7 protein-coding genes and 1 pseudogene are annotated in these 8,094 nt (G+C 28.0%); all 8 read right to left on the minus strand.

The genetic code is table 11. The annotated features are described in order from the left end of the window. Nucleotides 1-134 precede the first annotated feature (134 nt). Nucleotides 135-1,475: a glycoside hydrolase family 32 protein gene (locus tag HCG76_RS18470; protein WP_221701731.1), complete on the minus strand. Its 1,341-nt coding sequence runs from the start codon at nt 1,473-1,475 to the stop codon at nt 135-137. Between the two features lie 22 nt (nt 1,476-1,497). Continuing rightward, nucleotides 1,498-2,595: an ABC transporter ATP-binding protein gene (locus HCG76_RS18475; protein WP_221701732.1), complete on the minus strand. Its 1,098-nt coding sequence runs from the start codon at nt 2,593-2,595 to the stop codon at nt 1,498-1,500. 9 nt (nt 2,596-2,604) lie between these two features. Next, nucleotides 2,605-3,456 carry a carbohydrate ABC transporter permease gene (locus HCG76_RS18480; RefSeq protein ID WP_221701733.1) on the minus strand — a complete coding sequence of 284 codons (852 nt, stop codon included), beginning with the start codon at nt 3,454-3,456 and terminating at the stop codon, nt 2,605-2,607. A 1-nt stretch (nt 3,457) separates the two neighbouring features. Then, nucleotides 3,458-4,327 (minus strand): carbohydrate ABC transporter permease, encoded by an 870-nt coding sequence (locus tag HCG76_RS18485; protein ID WP_221701734.1) that lies wholly within the window; start codon nt 4,325-4,327, stop codon nt 3,458-3,460. Between the two features lie 20 nt (nt 4,328-4,347). Beyond that, a complete protein-coding gene (locus tag HCG76_RS18490; RefSeq protein WP_294172434.1) occupies nt 4,348-5,661 on the minus strand; it encodes an ABC transporter substrate-binding protein in 1,314 nt (437 codons plus the stop codon). A 270-nt stretch (nt 5,662-5,931) separates the two neighbouring features. Continuing rightward, nucleotides 5,932-6,870, minus strand: a complete 939-nt coding sequence (locus HCG76_RS18495; protein ID WP_221701735.1) for a carbohydrate kinase family protein — start codon at nt 6,868-6,870, stop codon at nt 5,932-5,934. Between the two features lie 49 nt (nt 6,871-6,919). Further along, complete coding sequence (locus tag HCG76_RS18500) at nt 6,920-7,084, minus strand: hypothetical protein (protein ID WP_221701736.1); 165 nt, start codon at nt 7,082-7,084, stop codon at nt 6,920-6,922. A 354-nt stretch (nt 7,085-7,438) separates the two neighbouring features. Next, nucleotides 7,439-7,942 (minus strand): annotated as a pseudogene (locus tag HCG76_RS18505) (FAD-dependent oxidoreductase); the annotation flags it as partial. Between the last annotated feature and the right edge of the window lie 152 nt (nt 7,943-8,094).

The following is an 8,094-nucleotide window of genomic DNA, read 5'->3' on the forward strand; positions in this document are numbered from 1 at the left end:
AATAAATTAATATATTTTATATTATATTACATATTTGTATAAAATTAAAGACTGTTGACACTTTGTCAACAGTCTGAGCAAAATATTAATATATAATATTTTGCTTTATGTTAACAGTAGTGTTATCTTTATTATTACTCCATTTTATAGATCTTAATATTCTTAACTTCATTATAGTAAATATTATTAGTCATATTATATACAACGTTAGTAATAACATATTTCCCATTGTCTATAAATACTTCTATTACTCCATTGTCTATATATGCAATAATATTATAATTTCCATTAAGTTTAGGTGTTTTAAATATCATACCTATATCAGTAACTTCTATAAATACCTTACTTCTATCAACTTTTATAGCATCATCTTCTATAGATATTTCATATCCACCTATACTTACTTTACTATTTTTATTTAATATAGCATCTAATCTAAATGCACTATCTTTATTATTAAAATCTTTTATATTTATTTCTTTATTAAATAATCTTTTAACCTCTTCTGTAACATCAAATGAAACTATCCCATTATTTACATTCACAACTCTAGGTAAACTCATCATACCTATCCAATTTTCACCTTCAAATTTTTGTGGCATTCTTACCCATCCAAAGATTACTCTATTTCCATTCTTATCAATATTACTTTGAGGTGCATATAAATCTAGCCCATAATCCAAATATTGAACTTCACTAGTAAAACTCATATTAAAATTTTCTTCATCAAAATTTACAGTTGCATATACTGAGTTGTTTGTATAATTTATATTATCCTTAGTTATTTGTTCTGGAGATAATACTAATATATCAGTGCCATTTACATTAAATAAATCAGGACATTCCCACATATCACCTATGCTATCATCATAAAATCTATTTTTATATTTCCAGTTATCTCCGTCTTCACTTTCATAAAATAGAACTTCACCAGTAAATTTTTCACTTCCTTCTTCCTTGAACTTACTACCAATTATCATTATATATTTATCATTATATTTCCAAACCTTCGGATCCCTTGTATGTGTTCTATGTCCTAGTTTTTCATTTATAATTGGTTTTAGTATCATCTTTTTATCATCATAATTATTGAAATTATATCCATCATTACTAACTATCTTAACTTGTGATGCTTCAAAAGAATAATTATCATATGGTGCATGAATATTTTCTTCTAATGATTTATCATAGCTTATAGCTGTATAATATAAATTCATTTTTCCATTTTCAATTAATGCTGTTCCTGAAAAACAGCCATTTTTATCATATTGTTTAGTTGGATATAAGGCTAATCCATGATGTTTCCAATTTATCATATCATCACTTGTTGCATGTCCCCAATGCATAGTTCCCCAATTACATTCATACGGAAAACATTGATAAAATAAGTGATATTCTCCATTAAAATATGTGAATCCATTTGGATCATTCATCCAGTTTTTTTCTGGTGTTAAATGTATATATGGTCTTCTCATTAATAAGACTCCCCCTCAATATTTATTCCATAATATTCTCTTCTGTATCTATATCAAATAAATGAATTTTATTTGTATCTATTACAAATTCAAACTTCTCCCCTACTTTTTTCACTAATTCTTTTCCAACTCTACAAACTGCTGTTATATTTCCAAACTTAAAGTAAAGATTATTTTCATTACCCATTATCTCAGCATGTTCTATTTGAGATTTCATTATACTTTCTTCATATAAGTTAATGTTTAAGTTATCTAACCTAATATCTTCTCCTCTAACACCCATGCATAACTTTCCTTCTCTTCCATTTAATCTTTTTAATATTCCATTTGGAAGAGTAATTTCATTTCCATCCTCTAACTTTACTTTATTTCCTCTTAATTCAATTGTAAAAAAGTTCATTTGAGGAGACCCTATAAAGCCTGCTACAAACTTATTTCTCGGATTATCATATAACTCCATAGGTGTTCCTATTTGTTGAATTACTCCATCTTTCATAACAACTATTCTATCAGCCATAGTCATAGCTTCAACTTGATCATGAGTTACATAGATAGTAGTTGTTCCTAATTCTCTATGTAGTTTACTTATTTCATTACGCATACTAACACGTAATTTAGCATCTAAGTTACTTAATGGTTCATCCATTAAAAATACTTTTTGATTACGCACTATAGCTCTTCCTAAAGCGACTCTTTGACGTTGACCTCCTGATAGATTCTTTGGTTTACGATGTCTATATTCTTCTAACCCTAAAATTTTTACTGCCCAATCTACCTTTTTCTTTATTTCTCCCTCTGGAGTTTTAATATTTCTTAATCCAAAGCTTATATTTTTTTCTACAGTCATATGTGGATATAAAGCATAATTTTGGAATACCATTGCAATTCCGCGTTCTTTTGCTTCCTTATTATTCACTACTTGTCCATCTATTGATATAGTTCCCCCACTTATTTCTTCAAATCCAGCTAACATTCTAAGTGTAGTTGATTTACCACAGCCTGATGGTCCAACAAATACTATAAACTCTTTTTCCTTAATATCTAAATTAAAATCTGTTACTGATTTTCTTTTTGCATTTTTATATTCTTTTTCAATATTTTTAAACTCAATAAAACTCATTACTATATCCTACCCTTCTTTTGATCCTGATGATATTGCTCCTTCTACTAATTGCTTAGAGAATAAAGAATAAATTATTAATACTGGTATTGTAACTATTGTTACTGTTGCTAATACTTGTCCCATAGTGACATTATCATTTGCTGTAATCGAATTAAGTCCTATTTGTACTGTTAACAAATTATTTGATGTAAATACTAATGAGGGCCATAAAAAGTCATTCCATATACCTAAAAATGTAAATACTCCTACTGTTGCCACAATTGATTTAGACATAGGAAGTACTACTCTAAAGAAATACTTAATTGGTCCACAATGATCTAATTGTGCTGCTTCATATAAATCATTAGGTAATTTAGAAAATACCTGTCTGAATAAAAATATATTAAACGGACTCACTATCATAGGTAATATATATCCTATTACTGTATTTAATAATCCTGCTTTTGCTATCATTATAAAGTGTATTGTAATAATTGTTTCCATAGGTACAATCATTAATAATAAAATTACAAAAATCCAAACTTCTCTTAACGGAAATTTAATTTTTGCTAATGCATATCCTGCTAATCCATTAACTACAATACTGCATACAATTAAAATTGTTGCATATACTAGTGTGTTTGCCATATATCGCATTAAACTACTATTAGTAATAATATTTATATAATTTTCAAACCAATTTCCTTTTCCTAATGGTGGCATAAATGCTGCTATACTATTTAAGTCTTGTGCTATCATAGCTTCTGATTTAAATGAATTCATAACCATCCATACTATAGGGAATAAGAAGAACACTGATAAAATTATAAGAAATGTACATAGAATTAAATTTAACCTTTTACCTTTTTTTGAAATCATTTTAATCCTCCTTCTTATTTGTTATATAGTTTTGTATTCCAGCTAAAGTTATAACTAATATTGCAAAAATTATAGCCATTGCTGAGGCATACCCCATATCCCAGTTTACAGTTCCTGTATCATATATGTAATATACAAGTGAATAAGTAGAAAATGCTGGACCTCCACCTGTCATTACCATAGGTTGTACTATTAGCTTAAAAGCACCTATTGTTATAGTTAGTAATATATAAATAGTTATAGGCTTTAACTCTGGCAATGTTACATTAGTAAACTTTTTCCATTCACTTGCAGAATCAATTTCTGCTGCTTCATATAAGCTTGGTGATATAGCTTGAAGTCCACCTAAGAATATAATCATTTGATACCCCATGCCTTGCCATATACTCATTATTGAAATAGCTTCTAGCGCTTGTTCCTTACCATATATAAATGGTTGAGATGCTATTCCAAAATTATTTAAAATTGTATTTAGTAATCCTTCAGGATTATATAATTGCATCCATAAAGTTGATACAACTGCTAATGACATAACAACTGGTATAAAGAATGCCACCTTAAAATATTTTTTACAATACGTAACTTTATTGATACCAAGTGCTAATAATAATGCTCCTCCTAATTGTAATGGAACAACTATTACTGCAAATTTAACTGTATTTAAAAAAGCTTTACCAAATAATTCATCTTTAAATAATCTCAGATAATTATCAAATCCTACAAAGCTAGTATCACTAGGATTTAGTGTAAAAAAGTCTGTAAAACTAAATACTAATGTTAATATCATAGGAATAAAAAGAAATATCGTTAGCAATATTAATGCTGGCCCAAAAAATGCCATTCCCATAATCTTTTCTCTTTTACTATTCATAACCTTTAATCCCCTTTATCTTATTCTTGATATCTAATTAATCTATCTTCAATTCTTCTCATAGATTTAAATAATGCATCCTCTGATTTTTCATCATTTAATAATACTCCTTCAATAGCTTGTTGAAATGATGTACTTATCTGAGGATACGCTGGTGATTTAGGTCTTGGGTGTCCATATATTACTAGTTGATCATATAATTGCTTAAATAATCCATCTGCTTTAAAATCTGATAATTGTTCATATGCTGCATAAGTAGAAGGTAAGCTTCCTGTATTTTCATATATTGAAACTCCACTTTCAACTCCACTCATGTATTTTACAACTTCTGTAGCTGCCTCAACTTTATTACTATTTTTAGTAACTGCATAAGCCCACCCTCCTGTTGGAGTATATTTCTCCCCATTCCAATCTTCACCTACTGGATATGGTGCTATACCTAAATTTAAATTTGGATAATTAGTTTCAATATTATTTACTGCCCAAGCACCATCAAATAAAAATGCTGCCCTACCTGTTTCAAATAAATTATCAATGGATACTTTTGCTACATATTCTTTATCAATTAATTCTTTAAAATAATTTAAAGCTTGTACATTTTTACTTGAATTAAATATTCCATTTACATCTAATCCATCTTCGCTTACAAAATCTCCACCATTTGACCAAATAAATGATGCATAAAAATAAATTGTTGTTTCACCTGCTGGGAATGGCATATCTATAACATATCCATCTCCTAAATGTTCCTTTAATTTTTTACATATTTCAAGAAGTTCACTCCATGTCCATGGATTATCTATAGATGGAACTTCTATCCCTGCATCTTCTATAATATCCTTGTTATAATAAAATCCAACACTAGACTCCATTACCCCTAAAGCATATAAATTTCCATTTACAGTTCCCTGTTCTATAATTGAAGGAAGATATATACTTTTCTCTTCTTCTGAAAGGTTTGATAATGGCTGAATAATATTATTTGCTGCATATGCTGATATATTAGGTCCATCAACAGTGATTACATCTGGTAATCCACCTGATATTACTGATGCATTAACCTTATCTGAATACCCTCCTCCACTTTCATTACGAGGAACAAATTCAACATCCAAAAAGTATTTTCCATTAAATTTTTCATTAAACTCCTTTACAGATTTTGAGTATGCCTGTCCTTCTGGTGTTTCTTCAATAACATGAACCCACATTGATACATATTCTTCACCATCATCAAATCCTGATATGTTTTTACTTACATCACTAGTTTTAGCAAGTGAGCAGCCAGTAAAATTCACTGCAATAGCAAGTAAAATCAAACTACATAATTTTTTCACTTTCTCAACTCCTTTATTTATGTAACCGATAATGTAACCGGTAACTTTACTAAGATAATATCATTTTACCGCTTACAGGTCAAGTTGTTTTTTCTATTTAAGGTAATTTTTTCTTATTTTTTTTACTTGTATTGAACTTATTTTTATATAAAAAAAATAAGATATATCCCGATTTATTTCGAGATATATCTTATTTTAATATTATTTGGTGGTATTTAATTTAACATAATATAAATTTCGTAATTGATTAATATTTCAACACAATTACTTTTAGCTGTTTTTAATGAAAGTTAAAACCTCATCCCAAGTTGGTATAGATTCAAGTGCACCTATTTTAGTTGTAGTTATACCTCCAACTATATTTGCAGTCTTAACTATTTCCTCCATTGATTTAGCTGGATTTTCAACAACTTGAGCTAATACAGCTCCCATAAAAGCATCACCAGCTCCAGTTGCATCCTTCATCTTTAGCTCTTTTGTTGGTACTAAAACTTGTTTTTCTTTTGTTGTTAATAACGCCCCCTCTTTTCCTAGTGTAATAATTAAATTATCACACCCTAATTTTATAATGAATTCAGAAGCTTCTTTAATGTTATTTTTTCCACTAATTAAAAAAGCTTCTTCTTCGCTTAACTTAACTATATTACTGTCTTTAATAAAATCAATACAACACTTTATAAATTCATCTTTGTTATTTCCAAATAAACTTTCTCTATAATTAGCATCAAATGATATTATTTTATTATTCTTTTTTGCATATTCCTTTAATTTATAATAAGTTTTCTTTAAATCACCTTCAAGAAAAGCTGTTGCACTACCAAAGTGATATAAATCAAACTTTTTAAGGTTATCCTTAATCATATCAAAGGTTAATCTTGAATCTGCATCTCTTGCAAACTCAAAATCCCTTTCTCCATCTTCCATTAGTGATACAAAAGCAAATGTTGTATTATTAGTATCTAATTTAAACATAAGCTCAGTATTAATTTTATTATTTTTAAATGTATCTTCTAAAAAATTACCAAAAGCATCATTTCCAACTGTTCCACAAAAATATGCATCTGCACCTAATTTCGATATAGCAGCCGCTACATTAGCTGGAGCACCTCCTGCTTTTTTTAAGAATCCACTTGTCTCTTTTAAAGACTTTCCTAAATCTATAGATACAAAATCTATTAATGCTTCCCCTGGACAAATTACCTTTTTCATATAATCTCTTCTCCTTTTTTTAATATATATTTTATGTATTTATTTAATACTAAATATTTTTATCTTCTTTTATTAATATCTCTTTTTGCCTTTTAACTATGAATCTATCCATTATGCAACTTAACCTTAATATTTCATTATCTTTACCATATTTAAAATATAACTCACTCAAAATATCTTGTAATTCATCAATTACTGATTCTTCTATAGCCATATCCACACCCCAATATTTTAAATTTTATATTATATACTAGCTAAAGTAACCGGTAACTTTAATTAGTTTAACATATTTAAAAGTTACTATCAATATTTTTTTTGCTATTTTTTACAATTCTATTTTTAGTAATTTTAATTTATCTTTGGTTATTATATTACCCATTATTATTGTCTTCTCACTATTCTTATATCTATAATTAATAAATCAAATTCCTACCAAAATTAATAATTTTATCATAAAAATAATTCATGCTTACTATTTAACTAAAATATATAACCATATTTTCTTATAACAAAAAAGTCTTCCAATAAATCAAACACCAACTTATCAGAAGACTTTCCCTCTAAACATCTATACTAATTTTTGTTCAAAAATATTATCTAAATTAACCTTCTTAATTCTATCATTAATTTCATCCTTATCAACAGTATAAAGACCTAACTCTTGCATTCTCTTAAAATATCCTGCTCCTGCAAAAGTATATCTATCCTTTCTACCTTCCCTAGTTCCTGCCTTTACATTTGCATAGGCAATTAAGTCACCTATTGCTATTGATGCTGGTAAAATTAATAATGGCATTCCCATCATAAGCCTTACAGCATTATGACCTGCTAAACTACCTGTACATATTGCTTCAGTATGACCAACAAAAAGTCCTGCTTTTTCACCTGCACAGAAAAGATTATCTACACCTATAACCTTCATATCATTAGTCCTTGGCGCCACAGATAAATACCTTATAGAATTACCCTTACTTCCTGCATAAGGATCAACATATTTAGCATATTCAAGACCAGGAATCTTCCTTAGCTTTTCAAGTGGATAATAAGTTGTCATAAGCTTAGCATGTGCCGTGTTTATAAAATTGCCACATTTCAAGAAATATTTGCCACTATATAGCTTAATCTTAACTCTATTAGACTTAAAAACTGTAAATGTCAATATATTTTTGTATAAAAATTGGAAAATAATTATGTACAATAATTAGAATTTACATTTTAGTCAAA

Source organism: Clostridium sp. K13, assembly GCF_019734195.1.
Lineage (GTDB): Bacteria > Bacillota > Clostridia > Clostridiales > Clostridiaceae > Clostridium.

Coding starts and splice junctions, on each gene's coding strand:
- HCG76_RS18470 (WP_221701731.1), bottom strand. CDS start 1,475: ATGAGAAGACCATATATACATTTAACACCAGAAAAAAACTGGATGAAT.
- HCG76_RS18500 (WP_221701736.1), bottom strand. CDS start 7,084: ATGGCTATAGAAGAATCAGTAATTGATGAATTACAAGATATTTTGAGT.
- HCG76_RS18485 (WP_221701734.1), bottom strand. CDS start 4,327: ATGAATAGTAAAAGAGAAAAGATTATGGGAATGGCATTTTTTGGGCCA.
- HCG76_RS18480 (WP_221701733.1), bottom strand. CDS start 3,456: ATGATTTCAAAAAAAGGTAAAAGGTTAAATTTAATTCTATGTACATTT.
- HCG76_RS18495 (WP_221701735.1), bottom strand. CDS start 6,870: ATGAAAAAGGTAATTTGTCCAGGGGAAGCATTAATAGATTTTGTATCT.
- HCG76_RS18475 (WP_221701732.1), bottom strand. CDS start 2,595: ATGAGTTTTATTGAGTTTAAAAATATTGAAAAAGAATATAAAAATGCA.